Raw genomic sequence first — 21,576 nt, 5'->3', positions numbered from 1 at the left:
TCGAGCACCCGTTTCATGTGCTCAAGCGCCTGTGGGGCTTTGCCAAGGTGCGCTACCGAGGCCTGGCCAAGAACGCCAACCGCGCCTTCACGGCGCTGGCGATGGTCAACCTGTACATGGCCGCACGGCGCGTGCCGGCATTGGTGCGCCCGTAATGGGCCCATCATGGCCCGGGCGGGCGCCGAAGGGCCCGCCAGTAAGGCCCTCGAGGCCGTAGAACGCGCCAAAAACGCTCCGTTTCGCCCCGCGCAGGACAATCTCGCCGCGGCGCGGGGCTTGATCAGCGTTTCCTAAAGCCCTGAGGACGCAATGACTCGTCCGATCCTGATCCGCATCCACCCCGCCGACAACGTGGCCATCGTGGCCAACGAAGGCGGCTTGCCGGCGGGCGCTGTCGTCGATGGCCTGACGCTGCGTGAACATGTGCCCCAGGCTCACAAGGTCGCGTTGGTCGATCTGCCGCAGGGTGCGGCGGTGCGGCGCTACAACGTGCCGATCGGCTACGCCGTGCGCGACATTCCGGCCGGCAGCTGGGTGCACGAGCGGCTGCTCCACATGCCCGCGGCCCGTCCGCTGGACGACCTGCCCATGGCCACGGTGCGCGCCCCGGCCGTGGCGCCCTTGGAGGGCTACACCTTCGAGGGCTATCGCAACCCCGACGGCTCGGTGGGCACGCGCAACATCCTGGCCATCACACAGACGGTGCAATGCGTCGCGGGAGTGACCGCGTTCGCAGTCCAGCGCATCAAGCAAGAGCTGCTGCCCAAGTATCCGAACGTCGATGACGTGGTGGCGCTGGAGCACGGTTACGGCTGCGGCGTGGCCATCGACGCGCCCGATGCGGTGATCCCCATCCGCACCCTGCGCAATCTGGCGCGCAACCCCAATTTCGGCGGCGAGGTGATGGTCGTCAGCCTGGGCTGCGAGAAGCTGCAACCCGAACGGCTGCTGCCGCCGGGCAGCATCCCCATCGATGATCATCGCAGCAGCAGCCTGGACGTGGTTTGCCTGCAAGACGAGGCTCACGTGGGCTTTCATTCGATGGTCGATGCGTTGATGCGTCAGGCCGAGGTGCATCTGCAACGCCTGAACGCTCGCCGGCGCGAGACCGTGCCCGCCAGCGAATTGGTCGTGGGCGTGCAGTGCGGCGGCAGCGATGCCTTCTCCGGCGTCACCGCCAATCCGGCCGTGGGCTTTTGCACCGACTTGCTGGTGCGTGCCGGGGCCACGGTGATGTTTTCCGAGGTGACCGAGGTGCGCGACGGCATCGACCAGCTCACTTCACGCGCCGCCACCCCCGAGGTGGCGCAAGCCATGATCGAACAAATGGCTTGGTATGACGCCTACCTCAAGCGGGGCCAGGTCGATCGCAGCGCCAACACCACTCCCGGCAACAAAAAGGGCGGGTTGTCCAACATCGTCGAAAAAGCGATGGGCTCGATCATCAAAAGCGGCACCGCGCCGATCATGGGAGTGGTTCCTCCGGGTGAGCGCGCCGGTCAACGTGGCTTGCTCTATGCCGCCACGCCCGCCAGCGACTTCATCTGCGGCACCTTGCAATTGGCCGCCGGCATGAACGTGCATGTCTTTACCACCGGCCGTGGCACGCCCTATGGCCTGGCGGCCTGCCCGGTGATCAAGGTGGCCACGCGCACCGAGCTGGCCCGCCGCTGGCACGATCTCATGGACATCAATGCCGGCCGCATCGCCGACGGACAGGCCAGCATCGCAGACGTGGGCTGGGAGCTTTTCCATTTCATTCTCGACGTGGCCAGCGGCCGCAAAAAGACCTGGGCCGAGCACTGGAAGCTGCACAACGCGCAGGTGCTGTTCAATCCAGCGCCGGTGACCTGAGCGCGCCATCCTCCACCATGCGACAAGGCCAGGGGCTTTGGGTCCCTGGCCGGGGCCGGCCAAACTTTCGGCACACAATGTCCGTTTCGTGTGACGATTTCGTTTGCCCTCATGGCCATGTGGATGCCCCCGTTTTTTGCTCCGGAACGCTTCGACGACCCACACGCCGCGCTGCAACGCGTGCGCACCATCTATGAGCACAGCCTTGCCCACCTGCGTCAAGCCTTGCAACGCTACACCGCCGGAGAGGATTTCACGCAGCGCGTGCGCGCCTGCTATCCCTACGTGCGGGTGCGCACCGAGACGGTGGCCCGGGCCGACTCGCGCCTGTCTTACGGCTTCGTCGCCGGCCCAGGCACCTACGAAACCACCCTGACCCGGCCAGACCTGTACGAAGACTATTACCTGGAGCAGTTCCGGCTGCTGCTGCGCAACCACGGCGTGCCGCTGGAAGTGGGCACGAGCCAGCAACCGATCCCCGTGCACTTCGCGGTGGACGGCTCCGATCACGTGGAAGGTCAGCTGGATGCGGCCCGCCGCCTGCGGCTGCGCGATCTGTTCGATCTGCCCGATTTGGGCGCGATGGATGACGGCATCGCCAATGGCACCTACGAGCCCGCGCCGGGCGAGCCGCGCCCGCTGGCGCTGTTCACTGCACCGCGCGTGGACTACTCGTTGCACCGCCTGCGCCACTACACCGGCACCGCGCCCGAGCATTTTCAGAATTTCGTGCTGTTCACGAACTACCAGTTCTACATCGACGAGTTCGTGCGCCTGGGCCGCGAGCTGATGACGCAGGCGCCCAACCAGGGGGCGCTGTTCACCCCCTCCAAAGACGCCGCGGCCGACGACGGCTATGTGGCCTTCGTCGAGCCCGGCAATGTGATCACACGCCGCCGGGGCGAGGCCCCCGAGCCCGAGGACGCGCTGGGCGCACCGCCGCCGCGCCTGCCGCAAATGCCGGCCTACCACCTGGTGCGACGCGACCGTGCGGGCATCACGATGGTCAATATCGGTGTGGGTCCGGCCAATGCCAAGACCATCACCGACCACATCGCCGTGCTGCGGCCGCATGCATGGATCATGCTGGGTCACTGCGCCGGCTTGCGCAACAGCCAGCAGCTGGGCGACTATGTGCTGGCCCACGGTTACGTGCGTGAAGACCATGTGCTGGACGAAGATTTGCCTCTGTGGGTGCCGATCCCGGCTCTGGCCGAGATCCAGATTGCGCTGCAAACCGCCGTGGCCGACATCACACAACTGAGCGGCTACGAGCTCAAGCGCATCTTGCGCACCGGCACGGTGGCCAGCACCGACAACCGCAACTGGGAGCTGCTGCCGCACCGCACCCCCGAGCGCCGCTTCAGCCAGAGCCGCGCCGTGGCGCTGGACATGGAAAGCGCCACCGTGGCAGCCAATGGTTTCCGCTTCCGCGTGCCCTACGGCACTTTGCTGTGCGTGAGCGACAAACCGCTGCACGGCGAGCTCAAGCTGCCAGGCATGGCCAACCAGTTTTACCGTGAGCGCGTGGACCAGCACCTGCGCATCGGCATCCGCGCCATCGAGATCCTGCGCGGCCAGGGCATCGACCGACTGCACAGCCGCAAGCTGCGCAGCTTCGCCGAGGTGGCCTTCCAGTGAGCGACCTCAAAAACTGCCCGTGAACTGGTAGCGCGAGGCCGGATGCCACATCGCCGCCACCGAGGCCACCTGACCCAGCGAATGGGTCTGGCGGCGCAGCACCAGGCAGGGCTCGTGCGGCCCCATGTGCAGCAGCTCACCAATCTCTTTGGGGGGCAAGCAGGCTTCGATGGCAAAGCGCACGCCTTGCAGCGGCGCCACGCGCATCAGGTAGGCATTGGGCGTCTGGCTGCGGAAGTCCTGGGCCATGTAGTCAGGCGCCACCAGGGGATTGACGTAGCGGTCTTCCACCTGGATGGGCAGGTCGTTTTCGTAGTGCACCACCACCGAATGGAACAGCAACGCGCGTGAGGGCAGCCCGAATTGGCGCGCCAGCACTTCGGTGGCCTTGCAGCGCTCGAGCAGCTGCAGTTCGCTGCGGTGTACATGGCCGCGCGCAGCCACCTCGTCGGCGATGTTGCGGATCTCCACCAGCGTGGACTGGTACTTCTGCTGAGCCACGAAGGTGCCCGAGCCCTGCACCCGCACGACGATCTGCTCATCGCTGAGCTCGCGGATCGCGCGGTTGACCGTCATGCGCGAGACACCGAACTCCCGCGCCAGCGCCTCTTCGCCGGGGATGGCTTCGCCCTCCTTCCACTGCCCGCTTTGGATGCGTTCGAGCACATGGGCCTTGATGGCCTGGTAGGCCGGCAGGCGGGCCCCATCGGCGGACCGGGAAGGCATGTTCATCCTAGGGAAATCACCAAGACGTTCTGCGGCCGATTGTATTGACGGCCTTCGGTGTCGACAAACAAAATGTATATACAACTTTTGACAATATGAACCTATTTGTATAGGTTCATCACAGCCAAGGAGACCGCATGAGCCGCCCTGACACCGCCCTGGCCTTGCCGCGCAGGGGCTTGACCCTTCCGTTGCTCAAGCTGCTGGCCTTCAGCGCGCTGGGCGTCTTCCTGTTCTTCGTCGACCTCGAGATCGGTGGCCGCCGCACCATCCCGATCGACCACATCAGCAGCTACCTGGTGCGCGAGCAGCGCAGCCTCGCAGCGGTCTTCGTGTTGGCGCTGATGGCTTGGGGAGCATTCGCGCCCTTCGTCACCGGCACCTTCGGCCAGAGCATCACCACGCGGGTGTTCAGCGTGGTCAAGCTGACTGGCTTGGCACTGGCAACGCTGTACCTGACTGGCCTGGCGCCCGACTGGGCCAGCCAGAAAGACATGCTGCCCTTCCTTTTCGAGAAGCTGGCGCTGTCGGTGGGTGTGCTCATCCCCATCGGCGCACTGGCGCTGACTTTTCTGGTGGGCTTTGGCCTGCTGGAGCTGGTGGGCGTGCTGATGGAACGCGTGATGCGCCCGCTGTTCCGCACCCCCGGCTACTCGGCCATCGATGCCGTGACCTCCTTCGTCGGCAGCTATTCGATCGGCCTACTCGTCACCAACGCCATGTACTTGCAAGGCAAGTACACGGTGCGCGAGGCCATGGTCATCGCCACAGGTTTTTCCACGGTCTCAGCCACCTTCATGATCGTCGTGGCCAAGACCCTGGGCCTGATGGAGCACTGGACCTTCTTCTTTTGGGCCAGCTTCGTCGTGACTTTCGCCGTCACCGCGATCACGGCCTACCTGCCGCCCATCGCCGGCATGGACGACCGCCGCCGCACTCCCGACGAGGTCGACCCTGGCCAGCCCGTCGGCCCCCGCTGGCGGCAGGCCTTGCAAGCCGGGGTGGCACGTTACCAATCGCGCGATCCGCTGCCGAAGATGCTGTGGGCACATCTGAAAGATGGCTTGCAAATGTCTGCCGTGGTCACCCCCAGCATCCTGGCGGTGGGCTTTGCCGGCCTGTGCCTGGCCAAGTTCACGCCCGTATTCGACTGGATCGGAGTGTTGCTGAAGCCCGCGCTGTGGGTCGCCGGTGCCTTGCTGGGCTTGGACAACGCCACGGCCGCCAGCGGCGCCTTCGCCTCGGGCCTGGCCGAGATGTTTCTGCCGGCCATCCTGCTCAAAGACGCCGAGTTCCTGCTGCGCTTCCTGGTAGCCCTGGTCTCGATCAGCACCGTGCTTTTCCTGTCCGGCTGCGTACCTTGCATCCTGGCCACGCGCATCCCGGTCAAGTTCCGCGACTTGCTCGTGATCTGGCTGCTGCGCAGTGTGCTGAGCATCGTTCTTGGCGCCATCGCGCTGCGTGTGGGCTTGGCCTTGGGCTGGCTGGTGCTGCCGGCCTGACCTCCCCTGCCGCCACATTGTCTTGCCCTGGAGAACCCCATGACTCCCCAACCCGACCCCCGCTACGACCCGACCCGCGTGATCCGCGCCCCGCGCGGCTGCGAGCTGCATTGCAAGAGCTGGCTCACCGAGGCCGCCTACCGCATGCTGCAGAACAACCTCGACCCGGACGTGGCCGAGAACCCGCAAGCCCTGGTGGTCTATGGCGGCATCGGCCGCGCCGCGCGCAACTGGGAGTGCTTCGATCGCATCCTGGCCTGCCTGCGCGAGCTCGACGACGACGAATCGCTGCTGATCCAGTCGGGCAAGCCCGTGGGCGTGTTCAAGACCCACCCCGACGCCCCACGCGTGCTGATCGCCAACTCCAATCTCGTGCCCAAGTGGGCCACCTGGGAGCACTTCAACGATCTGGACCGCCGGGGTCTGTTCATGTACGGCCAAATGACGGCCGGCAGCTGGATCTACATCGGCAGCCAAGGCATCGTGCAGGGCACGTTCGAGACCTTCGTCGAGGCCGGCCGCCAGCATCATGGCGGCGATTGGTCGGGCAAATGGATTCTCACCGCCGGCCTGGGCGGCATGGGCGGCGCCCAGCCACTGGCCGCCACATTGGCCGGCGCGGTCTCGCTGACCGTGGAGTGCGAGCAAAGCCGCATCGACTTTCGGCTGCGCACGCGCTATGTAGACAAGCAGGCCCGCAACCTCGACGAAGCCCTGGCCATGGTGCGCCACCACTGCGAGCGTAAGGAGGCCGTCTCCATTGCGCTGCTGGGCAATGCCGCCGAGGTGCTGCCCGAACTCGTCCAGCGCGCCAAAGCCGGCGGCCCGAAGCCAGACCTCGTGACCGACCAGACCTCGGCCCACGACCTCATCCACGGCTACCTGCCTGCCGGCTGGACCATCGAACAGTGGAAGGCCGCCCAACGCGATCCTGCCCTGCACGCCACACTGCAGGACGCCGCTGCAAAGAGCTGTGCCGTGCACGTGCAGGCCATGCTCGACTTCCACGCGATGGGGGTGCCCACGGTGGACTACGGCAACAACATCCGCCAGGTGGCGCACGACCACGGCGTGAAAAACGCCTTCGACTTCCCCGGCTTCGTGCCGGCCTATATCCGCCCGCTGTTCTGCGAGGGCAAGGGCCCCTTCCGCTGGGTGGCGCTGTCGGGCGACCCGGATGACATTTACAAGACCGACGCCAAGATCAAGGAACTCTTCCCCGACAACCACCACACCCACCGCTGGCTGGACATGGCGCGCGAACGCATCGCCTTCCAAGGCCTGCCCGCACGCATCTGCTGGCTGGGCCTGGGCGAGCGCCACCGCGCCGGCTTGGCCTTCAACGAGATGGTGCGCAAAGGGGAACTCAAGGCCCCCATCGTGATCGGACGCGACCACCTCGACACCGGCTCGGTGGCCAGCCCCAACCGCGAAACCGAGGGCATGCGCGACGGCACCGACGCCGTCTCCGATTGGCCGCTGCTCAATGCCCTGCTCAACACCGCCGGCGGCGCTACCTGGGTCAGCTTGCACCATGGCGGCGGCGTGGGCATGGGCTACTCTCAGCATGCGGGCATGGTCATCGTGGCCGACGGCACCGAGGCCGCGGCCCGGCGCCTGGCGCGCGTGCTGGTCAACGACTGCGGCTCGGGCGTGATGCGCCATGCCGATGCGGGGTACGACCTGGCCATGGCCACCGCGAAGAAACACGGGCTCCATCTGCCCATGATCGACCGGGCCTGAGCATGCAAGACACCTTGGTTCTCCATCCTGGCCGGCTGACCCTGGGCGAACTGCGTGCTCTGTGGAGCGCCCCGCAGCGCGTGGTCCTGCCCGAGTCCGCGCATGCAACCATCCGCGACTCCGCGGCCGCCATCGAGGCCATCGTGGCACGGGGTGTGGCGGCCTACGGCATCAACACCGGCTTTGGCAAGCTGGCCAAAACGCGCATTCCTGAGGCCCAGCTCGAACAGCTGCAACGCAATCTCATCCTGTCGCATGCCGTGGGCACGGGCGAGCCGATGAGCGATGCCACCGTGCGGCTGGTGATGGCGATGAAAGCAGCCAGCCTGGCGCGCGGCCATTCGGGCGTGCGCCCAGTGGTCATTGACACCCTGCTGGCCCTGCTCAACGCGGGCATCATGCCGCTCATCCCGTCCAAGGGCTCGGTCGGGGCCTCGGGCGACCTGGCCCCGCTGTCGCACATGACCCTGGCGCTCATGGGCCAAGGCGAGGTGCGCATGGACGGCCGCGTGATGCCGGCCGCGGCCGCCTTGCAGGCCGCCGGCATCGTGCCACTGACACTGGCGGCCAAAGAAGGACTGGCGCTGATCAACGGCACCCAGGTCTCCACCGCACTGGCCCTGCATGGACTGTTCATGGCCGAGCGGTTGCTGGAAGCCGGCCACCTCATCGGAGCGCTCTCGGTGGACGCCGCCAGAGGCAGCGACACGCCTTTCGATGCCCGCATCCATGCGCTGCGCGGGCAACCCGGCCAGATCGCCAGCGCCGCGGTCACGCGCGGCTTGCTCCAAGGCAGCGAGATCCGGCGCTCGCACCTCGTCAACGACGAACGCGTGCAAGACCCTTACAGCCTACGCTGCCAGCCTCAGGTGATGGGCGCCTGCCGCGACCTCATCGCCCAGGCCGCGCGCACCTTGCTCTTCGAGGCCAACGCCGTCACCGACAATCCGCTGGTGTTTGCAGACACCGGCGAGGTGCTCTCCGGCGGCAACTTCCACGCCGAGCCCGTGGCCTTTGCCGCGGACAGCCTGGCCCTGGCGCTGGCCGAGATCGGGGCGCTGTCCGAGCGGCGCATCGCCTTGCTGATCGACAGCACGCTGTCGGGCCTGCCGCCCTTCCTGGTGGACAACCCCGGACTGAACAGCGGCTTCATGATCGCCCACGTCACGGCGGCCGCCTTGGCCTCAGAGAACAAGTCGCTGGCGCATCCGGCCAGCGTGGACAGCTTGCCCACCAGTGCCAACCAGGAAGATCATGTGAGCATGGCCACTTTCGCTGCTCGACGCCTGGACGCGATGGCCGACCACAGCGCCACCATTCTGGCGATCGAGTGGCTGGCCGCCGCGCAGGGGGTGGACTTTCACCGCCCGCTGCGGACCTCGCCACGTCTGCAACATCTGCACGCCCTCTTGCGCGCGCAGGTGCCCTTCTACGACCAGGATCGCCTGTTCGCCCCCGACATCGAAGCCGCCAAGGCGCTGGTGCTGCGGGGGGCCGCAGGCGCCGGCAACGACGATCTGCTCGCGCAGCTGTGGAAGGATGGATGATGCCAAGGCCGCCGACCCCGCTCACCCTTTGGCGTCACGCCCGCCTGGCCACGCTGGCTGGCGAAGGCTGGGGCCTGATCGATGACGGTGCCGTGCTCACGCAAGGCCCGCGCATCACCTGGGTGGGACCGGCCAGCCAATTGCCCGCCGGCCTCCAGGTGGAGGCCGAACATGACCTGGGCGGCGCCCTGGTCACCCCCGGCCTGATCGATTGCCACACCCATCTGGTCTATGCCGGGCAGCGAGCCGATGAGGCCGAGCTGCGCCTCCAAGGGGCCAGCTACGAACACATCGCCCGTGCCGGCGGCGGCATCCGTTCGACCGTGGCTGCCACGCGTGCGGCCACCGACGACGAACTGCTGCGCCTGGCCGCTTTGCGGGCCCAGGCCCTGCGAGCCCAGGGCGTGACCACGCTGGAAGTGAAGTCGGGCTATGGCCTGTCGCAGGAGGCCGAGGCGCGCTGTCTGCGCGTGGCGCGGCGCCTGGGCGCAGCCCTGGGGCTGACGGTGCGCACCACCTATCTCGGGGCGCACGCCCTGCCCCCGGAATATGACGGCCGCAGCGACGACTACATCGACGCCGTGTGCGCGTGGCTGCCCGCGCTACACGCCGAGGGCCTGGTCGATGCGGTGGACGCTTTCTGCGAGCACCTGGCCTTTACCCCGGCGCAGACCCGCCGCGTGTTCGAGGCCGCCCGCCGACTGGGCCTGCCAGTGAAGCTACATGCCGAGCAACTGTCGGACCAGGGCGGCGCGGTTCTGGCCGCCTCCTTCGGCGCGTTGTCGTGCGACCACCTCGAACACCTGGGCCCGGACGGGATTGCCGCGATGCGCTGCGCCGGCAGCGTGGCCGTGCTGCTGCCCGGCGCCTTCTACATGCTGCGCGAGACGAAGCTGCCGCCCATCGCCGCGCTGCGCGAAGCCGGCGTGCCCATGGCCGTGGCCACGGACCACAACCCCGGCACCTCGCCGGCGCTGTCGCTGCCGCTGATGGCCCACATGGCCTGCGCCTTGTTCCGTTTGACGCCGCTGGAGGCCGTGCGCGGCATCACGGTGCACGCCGCCCGCGCGCTGGGCTTGCGCGACCGCGGCACCCTGCAGGCCGGCCAGCGCGCCGACCTGGCCGTGTGGGCGCTCGATCATCCCAATGAGCTTTGCTACTGGTTTGGCCACGCGCCCTGCACCCAGGTGGTGGTGGCCGGCGAGATCGCACGATGAACCCCGACGTCTGGCAAGGTCGCATCGACAGCGAAGACAGCGGCGTGACCACCCGCTGGCATCAGCATGTGCAGCCCTGGCGCCCCAGCAGCCGCGGCGGCATCGTGCTGCTGGGCTTCGCCTGCGACGAGGGCGTGCGCCGCAACGGTGGCCGCCCCGGCGCGGCCCAGGGGCCCGCGGCCCTGCGATCGGCCCTGGCCAACCTGCCCGTGCTGGGCGAGCCAATGGTGTTCGATGGCGGCGACGTGGTCTGTGAAGATGGTGAACTCGACATCGCCCAGACCACGCTGGCCGCGCGCGTGGCCCAGGTGCTGCGGCAAGGCCATCTGCCGATGGTGCTGGGCGGCGGCCATGAAGTCGCTTGGGGCAGCTTTCAGGGTCTGATGCAGGGTCGGCCGGATCTGCAGCGTGTGCTCGTCATCAACCTCGATGCCCACTTCGACCTGCGTGAAGCGCGCCAGGGCAACTCGGGCACGCCCTTCCTGCAAATCCAACGCTGGTGTGCTGCGCAGGGCCGGCCCTTCGACTACCGGGTGTTGGGCATCAGCCGCTTTGCCAACACTCAAGCCTTGTTCGACCGGGCCCAGGCCCTGGGCGTGAAATACTGGCTGGATGAGGCCCTTCAATCGCCCGAAGGCCTGCGGATGGCGCAAGCCGAACTCGCCCGCGACTTGATCGCGTGTGAAGCGGTTTACCTCACGCTGTGCCTGGACGTGCTGCCTGCTGCGCTGGCGCCGGGCGTGTCGGCCCCAGCGCCGCTGGGGGTGCCGCTTGCGCATGTCGAGGCCCTGGTCGATCAGGTGATGGCCAGCGGCCGCGTGGCCTTGGCCGATATCGCCGAGCTCAACCCGGCCTTCGACCGCGACGGGCTGACCGCGAGGGTGGCCGCCCGGTTGGCCGCACGCATCGCTCGTGCGGCCCGAGCTTGAGCCTCAGCGGCCGTGGGGCCGCTGCGCCGCACGCGGGCCCGACGCGCGGGTCTCCAGGTGGCGGAAGGTGATGCGGCCTTTGCTGAGGTCGTAGGGCGACAGCTCCAGCGAGACATGGTCGCCCGCAAGAATGCGAATGTGATGCTTGCGCATCTTGCCTGCGGTGTAGGCCACGAGGCTATGGCCATTGTCCAGCGTCACACGGTAGCGCGAATCCGGCAACACTTCCTCGACCCTGCCGCGCATCTCGATCAGTTCTTCCTTGGCCATATCGACTCCTTGAGAAATGCTGGGGTTGCGCTCACCAGGCTCAGGCCAGGAGGGCGCGCTGCGCCCATAGCCGACCTTGCTCGGCGGCATGACGCAAAGCGCCTTCGCAGGTTTCGAAGCTCGTGGCAAAGCGGAACACACGGTCATGTGTGCCCGCGCCCCGACCGCTGCGAATCGACACCGATGCGGCGTAGCCGCCGGCATCGTTGCGGCGTGACAGTGGAGACACAAGGTATTTGCCCACCGAAAACGGTGGCTCTGAATGGGCTTGCATGAGTTGTTTTGCGCATGAGGCCTTGACGGCGTCATGCCCTTCCCAAAGGTATCGAGGCCGGCCCCCAAGGGCCGGACGCAAGGCCGCCCGTGGCGGCCCGTAGAACGAAAGAGCTGACCTTGCACGATCTCGGCAAGGCAGCAGCGAAGGAAGCTTTCCGACGGAGAAAGCACACACCACGGCCTTCGAGCATGTAGCCTGGCTCGAAGCCTCGGCGCACCGGCCGATCCCGCCACGCGCCACCTCGTGCACCAAGCCCCTTGGGCTCTTGGAGGACTCTGAACGCCGCGCGGCAATTGCAGTAGAAGCGTTCGAGTATACCCGGGTGGGGCATCGGCATGCGCGACAATCCTGGCCATGCAGGAATTGCCCATCGAGGTGCCCCCGTCTTTCGTGGCCTTGTTCCAGGAGCCAGGCCGCCTCAAACCGAATCGGCCTTGGGCCGAGATCGCGCAGCGCCATGAACTGTGCGAAGACCTGGCCCAGATGCTCACCGAGACGGCGCGCACCAAGCGCTGGGAATTGCATGCCACCGAAGCCGATGTGCTGGCACGCATCGGCCGCGGCCTGCACGAAAGCAGCCCACTGGATCTGAGCCCGCAAGAGGTGCAGTGGGTGCTCAGGCGCCTGGCGGAGCTGCTGGGGTGGGCGGGACAGGTGCCCTAATCCGTTGCGACGCAGTAGAAGCGCTCCGACCCTCCGTTGCGGGTCCGTGTGAGCGGCGCAACGCCGATGACGAGGATCTAAAAAGCTGGAGTCCGCGTGGGCTGACTCCTTGGCGCACAGGGGGAACTTCGGGGTAGCGCACCGAATTACGCGCCCCTCGCTGCACGTTTGGTGCGGGGCAAACCCTAGCGACCCAAGGCCGCCTTCCTTGCCGCTCAGCGCACGAACTGCTCGACGTAGCCGGCGCCCAGTCCCACCCGCTCGTAGTGGGTGCGGCACATCTGCAGTTTCGTGAACACGTCCTCGTACCCAGTCTGGCGTCCATGCTCGTCCACGTACACCATCGCCCCGCTGATGTTGAAGAACGTGATCATCTCCGTGGCATGGTCCGCCGTCTCGTCAACCACCAGCGTGTGGATTTCCCCGGGGGGTTCATAAACAAAGGTCCCTTTTCGCGCTACCCAGTCGTGCTCCAGATAGCGCCAGGCGCCCTCGATGACATAGCCCACCACCCATGACGGGTGGATGTGGCGCGACAGCACGCCAGACTTTCGCACACGCAGCAAATTGCACCAGCTGCCGGTGACGGTGTTGAGCAGCAACGGACGGAACCACACGTTCTCCGCCTGCGGCACCCAGACGCGTTCGTCATCGGGCAAGGCTTGGATGGCGATTTCGGGTTGAATGCCCGGCTGTTGAATAATCATTGCAACTCCTTCAGGCAATCAGATAGCCGCCATCCACGGGAAGCACAACCCCGGTGATGAAGCCGGCCCAGCCCGAGGCCAGGAACAGCGCCGCACCGGCAACATCCTGGGGGGTACCCCAGCGCCCAAGCGGTGTGCGCGCCACAATAGGCTGGCTGCGGGCGGGGTCGTCCTGGAGCGCTTGCGTAAGCGGCGTGGCGATCCATCCGGGGGCAATGGCATTGACGCGGATGCCATCTGCTGCGTACGCGATGGCCAGCGACTTGGTAAGCTGGGCCACACCTCCCTTGCTGGCTGCATAACCAGGTACCAGTCCACCTCCGAAGAAGCTCAGCATCGAAGCCGTGTTGATGATGCAGCCCCCGGTCTCGCGCAGCAGCGACCGCGCTGCGGAGCAGGTGCGCATTGTGCCGTTGAGGTTGATGTCTAGCACTTCGGCAAACACTTCGGGATCGTGTTCCTCGCCGCGGCGGATCACGCCAGCGCAGTTGACCAGCACTGCCAACTCGGACTGTTCGCCGACGCAGGCGGCCACCGCCGCGGCATCGCGCACGTCGAGTCGCCGCACACTCACCGCCGCCAAGCTGGGTGCGGCAACTGCCGCCTCGCACTCTCGATGGGTTGCGCCAGTTACCGTCACCCGTGCGCCAGCAGCCGCGAACGCCGCAGCGATGGCCGCGCCGATTCCGCTGGTGCCGCCGACGACCAGTACCTGGCGGCCCTGGAACTGGTTATCGAAATTCATTTTGCGTGGTATGGCTTCGCGCCGAGCTTCATCCGGTAGATGCGGAAATTGGGAACCTTTGGTTTGTCGAAGTCCATGTCGCCGTCGACCCACAGATGAAGGTGGTTGCTGACCAGATACAGCGTGCCGCCCGGCCCCCAAGCGAGCGTGTCGGGCCAGGAAATTTCATCGCTGCTCACCAGCAAGCTGACCGCGCCACTCTTGGCGTCTCGCTTCATGACACCATTGAGCGTCAGCGCCGTCATGTAGAGGTTGTTATCACGGTCGGCGGTCATGCCGTCGGTATTGGACGGCAGCGTGGCGACCACTTTCACGGCCTTCTTGATCTCATCCTCCGACTTCGAGAAGTCGCGCATCAGCGGGGTTGGCAACGCCAGCAGGCGGTTGCCGGTGAGGTTGGTCCAGTACAACGTCTTCTTGTCCCCGGAAAGCGCGATGCCGTCGGCTCCGGTTCGCATCGGTCCGTTCTTCAACACCGGGCGGCCGTGGATCTGGAAGGTGAACTTCTCGTCGTTCACCCACTCCGGTGCCGACAATACGCGCTTGGCTTGGTTCGTGCGCATGTTGTAGACGATCAGTCCTCCCTTGAGCGGGTCGCAGAAGATGCCAGAGTCCGATATGTAGATGACGCCGGCGTCGTTGTCGACAGCCAAGTCGTTCAGAAACGAACACTTGCGGTCGCTATCGGCTTCAGTGAACTCGTAACGAGCGACTTCCTTGCCGGTTTTCAGGTCCCAGCCGATCAGTTTCTCGTCACCCGGGCCTGACGGGGCACCAGCGATATGGCCCTGGTCCAGGATCCACATCACGTCATTGCGATCGATCTCGAAGCCCAGCACTGCCTTGAGGCCCTTGGGATTGGCAACGTCGTTCATCTCCTTGCTGGGGAAAGGCTGGAGCTTCCATTCATGCCCCACTTTCACCAGCTTGGACAGAGTAGCCGGCACTTCCTTGCCGCCCCAGCGTGCGGTGCTGACGTAAATGTTCCCTCGAGAGTCGACCTTGACTCCCTGCATCAGCACCTTCTTCCAGATCTGCTTGTCGTCGTAGGCCTTCTCGGCGGCGGCGTCGCCAAGGTCGTAGTGCAGCCGCGTCCATTCAGCGACCACTTCCAGCTTCGGTTCAGCGGCGTGGCTGACCGTGCTGAGCGTCGTAGCGCCGAGAGCGAGGATGAGGCGGGTCAGCAAGCGGTTCATATGGTCTCCGTGATGTTGTTGGACGAAAGCGCAGCACGCACGCGCGCCGACGAGGGAATCGGTTCGACCGCACCGTAGCCTTCGGTGGACAACGCGGCCGCCACCGCGGCGTAGCGCGCCGCGTCGACAAGGGTGTCGCCTGCCAGGAGGCGCGCGACGAAGGCGCCCGCGAAGGTGTCACCAGCTCCCGTCGCATCGACTGGGGTGCACGGGTGAGGTGCAATGCGATGTCGCTCACTGGCCGTGGCCACCAGGGCCCCCTCCCCACCCAGCTTGAGGGCCACGGTCTTAGCGCCCAGTGCAAGGCAGAGGTCGACCAGATCGTCGGGGTCCTGCAAGCCGGTGATGACGCGCAGATCGTCATAGCTCGGCAGGCAGATGTCGCTATGGCGGATGAGGTCGAGCATCACGGCACGTGCCCTGTCCACCGGCCAGAGCTTGAGCCGCAGATTGGTGTCGAAGCTGATCTTCACGCCGGCGTTCCGGGCTGCATGGATCGCCGCATAGGCGGCATCGCAGGCGGTGTTGGAAATCGCCACCGAAATCGCCGAGAGATGGAACACCTTGGCCTGCGCGATGCGCGCCAGTGGCAGGTCCGAGGCGCGATAGCGGCTCGCCGCAGACCCCGCCCGGAAAAAGCTGAAGTGATGTCCTTCGGTATCGTGGGTAACGAAGTAGATCCCGGTGAACGCATCGGGGTCAGTCTTGACGCTGGAATGGTCAACGCCCTCGCGATCCCACAGCGCACGCAACCAGCACCCGTAGGGGTCGTCGCCCACTGCGCTCACATAAGCCACGCGAGCCCCTTGCCGGGCCGCTGCAATCGCGAAGTTGCTCGTGTCGCCCCCAAACCCCTGCAGGTATAGGCGGCCTTCGCCCTGTCCAGTCTGATTGAACTCCACCATCGCCTCGCCGAAGGCGAGGATATCGGCCGGGGTATGGTCCATCAGATGCGCCCGTACTTAGCCAGACCCTTGCGCAGCGACTTCTCCTGCAGGATGAGTTGCGCCTGCTCTAGTTCGCGCGCGTCAATCTCCTGCGCCACCCTCAGCACTTCTTCCGCCTGCCCCCTGGGCACCACCACCACGCCGTCGACGTCACCCACCAGAATGTCCCCCGGGTGAATCACGACCCCCCCGACCTTCACCGGGACCTGCGAAGCCACGGTGCGATAGCGGCCCAAGGTGGTGGCCGGGCTCACATCGCGGGCGTAGATGGGGAACCCGTAGTCGCGGCGGATTTCAGCCAGGTCACGCACCGCACCGTCGAGCACGGCGCCGACATGCCCGTTGGCCACGGCACCAGCCGTCATCAACCCCCCCCACACGGCCACATCGCTCTGGCCTGCGTCGATGGCAATCACGATGACGCTGCCCCTGGGGGCCTCATCAATGAGGTCGAGCGCATGCTGCGGAGGCACGAATTCGTCCGTAGCGGTTTCCAGGACTGTGGCTGCCGGTCCGCACAGACGCTTGTCGTTGATCCGTGGCTTGATGGCGGCGTCGAGAAAGCCGCGACGGCCGCAGACCTTGTCAACGGCATCGGAGACAGATGCTACAGCCACGGTATTGAAGGCTTGAATCAGTTCGTTCATGGGATCTCTTGTATTGAGTGTTGGAAACTCAGTTGCTCACCAGCGGTTGAGCCAATGCTGCGGGGGGGTGCCCCGCAACACACGGACGGCTTCTTCCGCTGCCTTGCGCTGCAGTTCGCTCATCGACTCCTCGCTGTACCAGCCGATGTGGTTGGTGACAACAATGTTGTCGAGGGCAAACAGTGGGTGGTTAACCTGCGGAGGCTCGGGATCGAAGACGTCCAATCCTGCCGCCAAAAGGCGGCCCTCGCTCAACGCAGCATGCAGCGCATCGAGGTCCACGAGGCCGCCCCGGGCGGTATTGACCAACACCGTCGTGGGACGCATCAGACGCAGCCGGCGATCGTCGATGAGGTGGTGGGTCTGGGGCGTCAACGGCACATGTAAGGAAACCAGATCGGCCTGCGAGCAAACCTCGTCCACGCTGGCGGCCTCGACCCCGGGAGGGAGTTCGGCGTCATGGTCATGTACGAGCACGCGGGCAAAGCCAAAGCCCTTGAACATCTCGTGAACCCGACGAGCGATGCGCCCGTATCCCACCAGACCCAGGGTACGCCCCCGCAGTCGGTACATCGGCTGTAGTACCCCGGAGGACCAGCCGCCCGACCTCACGAGTCCGTCATGCGCCCTGAGTCTCCGGATCGCTGCCAAGGCCAAAGCGACAGTGTGAGTAGCCACCTCATCGGTGCCATAGTCGGGCACGTTGGCCACGGGGATGCGCCTTTCTTGCGCCGCTTGCAGGTCGATGTTGTCCACGCCGATGCCATAGCGGATGATTCCTCGGCAACGGTCCATCGCCGCAATGACACGCTGACTCACGGGTGTCTCGCGCACCAGCACCACGTCGGCACCGCGAACCGCCCGCACCGCGCTGTCTTCCGCGCCTCGGCAGGGACGCAGTTCGAACCTCGCGCCCGCCTCGGCCAGCAGCCGCTGCTCCTGGGCATAGGACACGTACCCGTCGTCCAAGGCCACCACCAGTCGCTCTGTCATAGACCCTTCCTGTCAGGCTCGTTCACTTGCGAAAGGCTTCGACAGCACCGAACAGCGCGTCCACATAGTTCTTGCCAACTTCGGCCTCCGCCCATTTGCGCACCGGCGGCTGGGCCAGGCTGCGGAACTCTGCAATCTGAGCAGCGGTGGGCGTGTACACCTGCATACCGTGCTGCTCCAGGATCTGCCTTGCGTTCTTGTCCTGGTCGCTGGTCATCTTGCGATGAATCGCAATGGCCTTGGCCGTTGCCTCATCGACCGCCTTGCGCTCGGCTGCACTGAGGCCCTGGTAGAAGCGCTCGTTGATCAAGTAGCCGTGGATGGACCAGACGTGCCCATCCAACGTGGCGTACTTTTGGTGCTGGTAAAGGCTCGCAGCCAGGATGTTGGTCACCCCGTTTTCCTGCCCGTCAACCACTTTCTGCTGGAGCGCCGTCGGCAGTTCAGCCCATGGAATGGCCGATGGCGATGCGCCCAAGGCCTCGACCAGCGCACGGAACACCGGCGATGGTTGGATCCGGATCTTCAAGCCCCTCATGTCCGCCGGCGTCTGTATCGGCCGCACGCTGTTGGTGAAGTGCCGAACCCCGTTGTCCGCCAGCCCCAGCAGCCGGATGCCCGTCTTGCGGATCATGTCCGCCGAGAGATCGTCCTTCCACTTCGAGTCGTAAACCGCCCAGGCGTGCTCATGACTGTCAAAGAGATAGGGAATGCCCAACACGTTGATGGGCTTGTAGGCGGTGGCGATCGCGCCGTCGTGCACGACCGCCATTTCCAGCGTACCCAGTTTCAGCGCTTCCATGGTCGGCTGGTCTTTGCCAAACTGGCCGGCCGGATAGATCTCGACCTTGATCGAGCCGTTGGTGGCTTTCTCGACGTAGTCCTTGAAGACCAGCGCCGCCGCGTGTTTGGGCTGGTCCTCCTTCGCTGGCTGGAAATGCGCATACTTCAGCACCTTCTGCGCGTGGACCGCCGGGAAGGCAAAGGCGACCATTGCCGCTACGGCCAGAAACTTCAATTTCATCGTTTGTCTCCTTCGGTTGTCAGGGGAAGATCAGCGGGCATAGCCCAGCCAGGCGGGAACCGTCGTGCTCAAGGCAGGCCAGAGCACCACGCAGAGAAGGACCACAAATTCGGCCAACAACAGGGGCATGATGGCCTTGGCCAGTCGCTCGATGCGCAGACGCCCCACCGAGGTGATCACGAACAGCACCCCTCCGATGGGCGGCGTGATCAGGCCCACCGTGAGGTTCATGATCACGGCCATCGCAAAGTGGAGGGGGTGGATACCGAACTGATCGGCCAGCGGCGACAGCACTGGCACCAGGATGATCACCGCCGGCAGCGTGTCGATGAACAGACCGCACACCAGCACGAAGACCATCACGATCAGCATCACCATCACAGCGCTGTCGGTGACGCCCGCGATGGCCGTAGCTATGGTCTGGGGGATCTGCAGCAAGGTCAGCAGCCAGGCCATCAAAGAAGCCATCGACACGATCAGGAGCGCAGCGGCCGTGACCAGCCCGCTTTGCACCAGCACTTTGCCAATGACCTGCGTGTTCAGGGTGCGGGTAATAAATAGCCCGACGAAGAGCGCATAGAACACCGCCACCGCAGAGGTTTCCGTGGGGGTGAACACCCCGCTGCGGATGCCCACGATGATGATCACCGGCATCATCAGCACCGGCATCGCTTTCCACAGCGCACGCCAGCGTTCGGGCCACGACACGCGGGCCTGGACACCGCCCCAGCCGTGGCGCATGGTCATCCAGTGGTTCACCGCCATCAAGGCCAGCGCCAGCAGGATGCCCGGAAGGATCCCCGCAACGAAGAGCCCCCCCAGCGTGACGCGGCTGTCCGACAGCGCGTAGATCACCATGATGATCGACGGCGGAATGATGGGGCCAATGGTGGCGCTGGCCGCCGACAACGAGGCTGCGTAGTACTTGTCGTAGCCTCCCTTCTCCATCATGCGCATCGAGATCGCCCCGGGACCGGCCGCATCGGCCAGCGCTGAGCCACTGATCCCCGAAAACATCAGCGAAGTCATCACGTTGACATGCCCCAGCCCTCCGCGGATGTGACCGAGGAAGGCATTCGAGCAGCGCAGCAGTGCCGTGGTGATCCCGCCCGCGGTCATCAGGTCGGCCGCCAGGATGAAGAAGGGCACTGCCATCAGCGAGAAGGAGTTGATGCCGTCGAAAAAGCGCTGCGGCACCGACAGTAGCGAGAGCTTGCCGTCCACCGCCAGCGCCAGGAGCCCTGCTGCCCCCATGGTGAAGGCGATCGGCATCCCCACCAGGAGACCCAACACAAACACCAGCCCAAGGGTCACACTCATACCTGCACCTCCTCGGCTGCGATCTCCTGGAGCTCGAAGCGACGCTCGACGAAGGCGCGCCAGAACATCACCAGATGGAGCAGGCACATAGCGGCCCCGATGGGAACTCCCAGGTAGGGCACCCCGGCCGGAACACCCAGAACCGGCGTCTCCTGATCCCAGGTGAACAGCACGATTTGCGCCCCGAGCACACACACGGCAAGCAAGAAGGCCGCGACCGCACAGGCAATGAGGGTCCTCAGCGCGTGACGCAGGCGAGGAGGCAGCCAGTCTTGCAAGGTATCCACCGCCACGTGGCGTCCCTCACGTAGCGCCAAGCCTGCACCCAGATAGGTCACCCAGATCATCCCGTACTGCGTCAGCTCTTCGACCCAGATAAGAGACGTTCCGAAGACATACCGCGAGACCACGTTGGCAAACACCAGCACGGCCATGGTCGCCATCAAGCCCCCGATCAGCCATTTGTTGACCCGGACCAGGATCTCTTCAACGGCGGCCCACCGCCCGGTGCCCGCCGGTACTGCCAAGGTGTCTGTCATCTGCACGATGTCTCCTACACGCTTGGCTGAAGTATCGTATCTGATATCTCAGATGTCACAGGGGATAACCCTAGTCAGCTGCTTTTTAGGTTGGTACCCACTCCCGCTTTCTGATGCAGCCCACTTCCATGCGGATCATCTGTTTGCCTCCTAACATCTCAGATAGGAGAAGGCAGTGCCATCGCTATACTCCAAGAAACCGCCCGTTCTTTTGGAGACCCCGTGAACCAGCCGCTGAGACTCGAACGTCCCCAGCCCCTGACCGAGCTGGCCTTCCAGCGCATCCGCGAAGCCATCGTCGTCGGGGAGTTCAGGCTGGGAGAGCAGCTTTCGGAGGCACAGCTGGCTCAACGCATGGGGATCAGCAAGACCCCTGTGCGGGAAGCCCTGCTACGGCTCAAGCTGGAAGGCCTCGTGGAGATCCACCCCCAACGCGGCACCTTCATCTTTACGCTGGAGCCCGAGCAGGTGGGGCAGCTGCTACGCTTTCGTGCCATGCTCGAAACCTCTGCGCTGCGCGAATCGGCCGCTACCGACAAGGATCGCCTGGTGTCCGACATGGCAGAACGGGTGGCACAGATGGTGGAGGCAGAACGCCGCTCGGACCTGCCCGCTCTCGCGCGCATCGACATGGACTTCCACTGGCAGTTCTTCACACATTGTCGCAATGAATATCTGCGATCGGGCTATGAACTGATCCGCTATCAGCTCTCGGCGCTGAGGCACCGTTCTCCCATCGCAAATGCAGTGGACAGTCACCAGGTCCTGGTGGAGGCCGTCTCTAGCGGTTCGGTGGACCGGGCCTGCGAAATGCTCAACGAACACATCTTCGAGAACGAGCCTAGGTACCGACTGGCCTGTGGTGCCTAGTCCACGAGAGCTCCATTGCGATCACTAGGGAAACGCTGATCAAGCCCCGCGCCGCGGCGAGATTGTCCTGCGCGGGGCGAAACGGAGCGTTTTTGGCGCGTTCTACGGCCTCGAGGGCCTTACTGGCGGGCCCTTCGGCGCCCGCCCGGGCCATGATGGGCCCATTACGGGCGCACCAATGCCGGCACGCGCCGTGCGGCCATGTACAGGTTGACCATC

22 protein-coding genes are annotated in these 21,576 nt (G+C 65.3%); 10 read left to right on the top strand and 12 right to left on the bottom strand.

All coding sequences use genetic code 11. The features are described 5' to 3' along the window. The 3 genes from F615_RS20030 to F615_RS0115640 all read left to right on the top strand — a co-directional run. Positions 1-155, top strand: a 155-nt coding sequence (locus F615_RS20030) for a transposase (protein ID WP_156824670.1), incomplete at its 5' end; no start/stop codon positions are given. 154 nt (positions 156-309) lie between these two features. Further along, entirely contained in the window at positions 310-1,854 is a 1,545-nt protein-coding gene (gene garD / locus F615_RS0115645) for a galactarate dehydratase (protein WP_019562114.1), read from the top strand. A 117-nt stretch (positions 1,855-1,971) separates the two neighbouring features. Continuing rightward, positions 1,972-3,495, top strand: coding sequence for an AMP nucleosidase (locus F615_RS0115640; RefSeq protein WP_026330381.1), 1,524 nt, complete (start codon positions 1,972-1,974; stop codon positions 3,493-3,495). Between the two features lie 6 nt (positions 3,496-3,501). On the opposite strand, the gene hutC is transcribed toward F615_RS0115640, so the two are convergent. Next, entirely contained in the window at positions 3,502-4,221 is a 720-nt protein-coding gene (gene hutC / locus F615_RS0115635) for a histidine utilization transcriptional repressor HutC (RefSeq protein WP_019562112.1), read from the bottom strand. A gap of 137 nt (positions 4,222-4,358) precedes the next feature. Between hutC and F615_RS0115630 the strand changes: the two genes are divergently transcribed. From F615_RS0115630 to hutG, 5 genes are read left to right on the top strand one after another with little or no spacing between them, the layout of a single operon-like run. Beyond that, positions 4,359-5,723 (top strand): YjiH family protein, encoded by a 1,365-nt coding sequence (locus F615_RS0115630; RefSeq protein ID WP_019562111.1) that lies wholly within the window; start codon positions 4,359-4,361, stop codon positions 5,721-5,723. Positions 5,724-5,762: 39 nt separating this feature from the next. Next, positions 5,763-7,466 carry a urocanate hydratase gene (hutU, locus tag F615_RS0115625; RefSeq protein WP_019562110.1) on the top strand — a complete coding sequence of 568 codons (1,704 nt, stop codon included), beginning with the start codon at positions 5,763-5,765 and terminating at the stop codon, positions 7,464-7,466. A 2-nt stretch (positions 7,467-7,468) separates the two neighbouring features. Further along, a complete protein-coding gene (gene hutH / locus F615_RS0115620; protein ID WP_019562109.1) occupies positions 7,469-9,013 on the top strand; it encodes a histidine ammonia-lyase in 1,545 nt (514 codons plus the stop codon). Then, the gene (gene hutI, locus F615_RS0115615) at positions 9,010-10,230 is read left to right on the top strand and encodes an imidazolonepropionase (RefSeq protein ID WP_019562108.1); all 1,221 of its coding nucleotides are present in this window, start codon (positions 9,010-9,012) and stop codon (positions 10,228-10,230) included. The genes hutH and hutI overlap by 4 nt, the downstream gene beginning before the upstream one ends. After that, the gene (gene hutG / locus F615_RS0115610; protein ID WP_019562107.1) at positions 10,227-11,159 is read left to right on the top strand and encodes a formimidoylglutamase; all 933 of its coding nucleotides are present in this window, start codon (positions 10,227-10,229) and stop codon (positions 11,157-11,159) included. Before hutI ends, hutG begins: the two co-directional genes overlap by 4 nt. A 3-nt stretch (positions 11,160-11,162) precedes the next feature. Here hutG and infA read toward each other — a convergent pair whose 3' ends face one another. Both infA and F615_RS0115600 read right to left on the bottom strand, forming a co-directional pair. Further along, on the bottom strand, positions 11,163-11,429 hold the full coding sequence (gene infA / locus F615_RS0115605; RefSeq protein ID WP_019562106.1) for a translation initiation factor IF-1: 267 nt from the start codon (positions 11,427-11,429) through the stop codon (positions 11,163-11,165). 40 nt (positions 11,430-11,469) lie between these two features. Next, positions 11,470-11,703, bottom strand: coding sequence for a hypothetical protein (locus F615_RS0115600; RefSeq protein WP_019562105.1), 234 nt, complete (start codon positions 11,701-11,703; stop codon positions 11,470-11,472). Between the two features lie 357 nt (positions 11,704-12,060). Here F615_RS0115600 and F615_RS0115595 point away from each other — a divergent pair, with 357 nt between their 5' ends. After that, on the top strand, positions 12,061-12,369 hold the full coding sequence (locus F615_RS0115595; RefSeq protein ID WP_019562104.1) for a hypothetical protein: 309 nt from the start codon (positions 12,061-12,063) through the stop codon (positions 12,367-12,369). A gap of 215 nt (positions 12,370-12,584) precedes the next feature. On the opposite strand, the gene F615_RS0115590 is transcribed toward F615_RS0115595, so the two are convergent. Genes F615_RS0115590 through F615_RS18845 form a run of 9 tightly spaced genes read right to left on the bottom strand, consistent with a single transcriptional unit; the run spans position 12,585 to position 20,487 of the window. Then, positions 12,585-13,076, bottom strand: a complete 492-nt coding sequence (locus F615_RS0115590) for a 2,4'-dihydroxyacetophenone dioxygenase family protein (protein ID WP_019562103.1) — start codon at positions 13,074-13,076, stop codon at positions 12,585-12,587. Positions 13,077-13,086: 10 nt separating this feature from the next. Continuing rightward, positions 13,087-13,821: an SDR family NAD(P)-dependent oxidoreductase gene (locus tag F615_RS0115585; RefSeq protein WP_019562102.1), complete on the bottom strand. Its 735-nt coding sequence runs from the start codon at positions 13,819-13,821 to the stop codon at positions 13,087-13,089. After that, entirely contained in the window at positions 13,818-15,017 is a 1,200-nt protein-coding gene (locus F615_RS0115580; RefSeq protein WP_019562101.1) for an L-dopachrome tautomerase-related protein, read from the bottom strand. Before F615_RS0115580 ends, F615_RS0115585 begins: the two co-directional genes overlap by 4 nt. Then, positions 15,014-15,964, bottom strand: a complete 951-nt coding sequence (locus tag F615_RS0115575; RefSeq protein WP_019562100.1) for a sugar kinase — start codon at positions 15,962-15,964, stop codon at positions 15,014-15,016. Before F615_RS0115575 ends, F615_RS0115580 begins: the two co-directional genes overlap by 4 nt. Next, on the bottom strand, positions 15,964-16,611 hold the full coding sequence (locus tag F615_RS0115570; protein ID WP_019562099.1) for an RraA family protein: 648 nt from the start codon (positions 16,609-16,611) through the stop codon (positions 15,964-15,966). The genes F615_RS0115575 and F615_RS0115570 overlap by 1 nt, the downstream gene beginning before the upstream one ends. 36 nt (positions 16,612-16,647) lie before the next feature. After that, positions 16,648-17,604, bottom strand: coding sequence for a C-terminal binding protein (locus tag F615_RS0115565; protein ID WP_019562098.1), 957 nt, complete (start codon positions 17,602-17,604; stop codon positions 16,648-16,650). Between the two features lie 22 nt (positions 17,605-17,626). Then, positions 17,627-18,628 carry a DctP family TRAP transporter solute-binding subunit gene (locus F615_RS0115560; protein ID WP_019562097.1) on the bottom strand — a complete coding sequence of 334 codons (1,002 nt, stop codon included), beginning with the start codon at positions 18,626-18,628 and terminating at the stop codon, positions 17,627-17,629. Between the two features lie 30 nt (positions 18,629-18,658). Continuing rightward, the gene (locus F615_RS0115555) at positions 18,659-19,948 is read right to left on the bottom strand and encodes a TRAP transporter large permease (RefSeq protein WP_019562096.1); all 1,290 of its coding nucleotides are present in this window, start codon (positions 19,946-19,948) and stop codon (positions 18,659-18,661) included. Further along, positions 19,945-20,487: a TRAP transporter small permease gene (locus F615_RS18845; protein ID WP_019562095.1), complete on the bottom strand. Its 543-nt coding sequence runs from the start codon at positions 20,485-20,487 to the stop codon at positions 19,945-19,947. Before F615_RS18845 ends, F615_RS0115555 begins: the two co-directional genes overlap by 4 nt. A gap of 222 nt (positions 20,488-20,709) precedes the next feature. On the opposite strand from F615_RS18845, the gene F615_RS0115545 reads away from it, so the two are divergent. Continuing rightward, positions 20,710-21,357 (top strand): GntR family transcriptional regulator, encoded by a 648-nt coding sequence (locus tag F615_RS0115545; protein ID WP_019562094.1) that lies wholly within the window; start codon positions 20,710-20,712, stop codon positions 21,355-21,357. Positions 21,358-21,576: the final 219 nt, after the last annotated feature.

The sequence above is a fragment of the Caldimonas manganoxidans ATCC BAA-369 genome (assembly GCF_000381125.1).
GTDB classification, from domain to species: Bacteria; Pseudomonadota; Gammaproteobacteria; order Burkholderiales; family Burkholderiaceae_C; genus Caldimonas; species Caldimonas manganoxidans.
The sequence above is the reverse complement of the archived record's forward strand: the minus strand, read 5'-3'. Positions and strand labels throughout refer to the sequence as shown.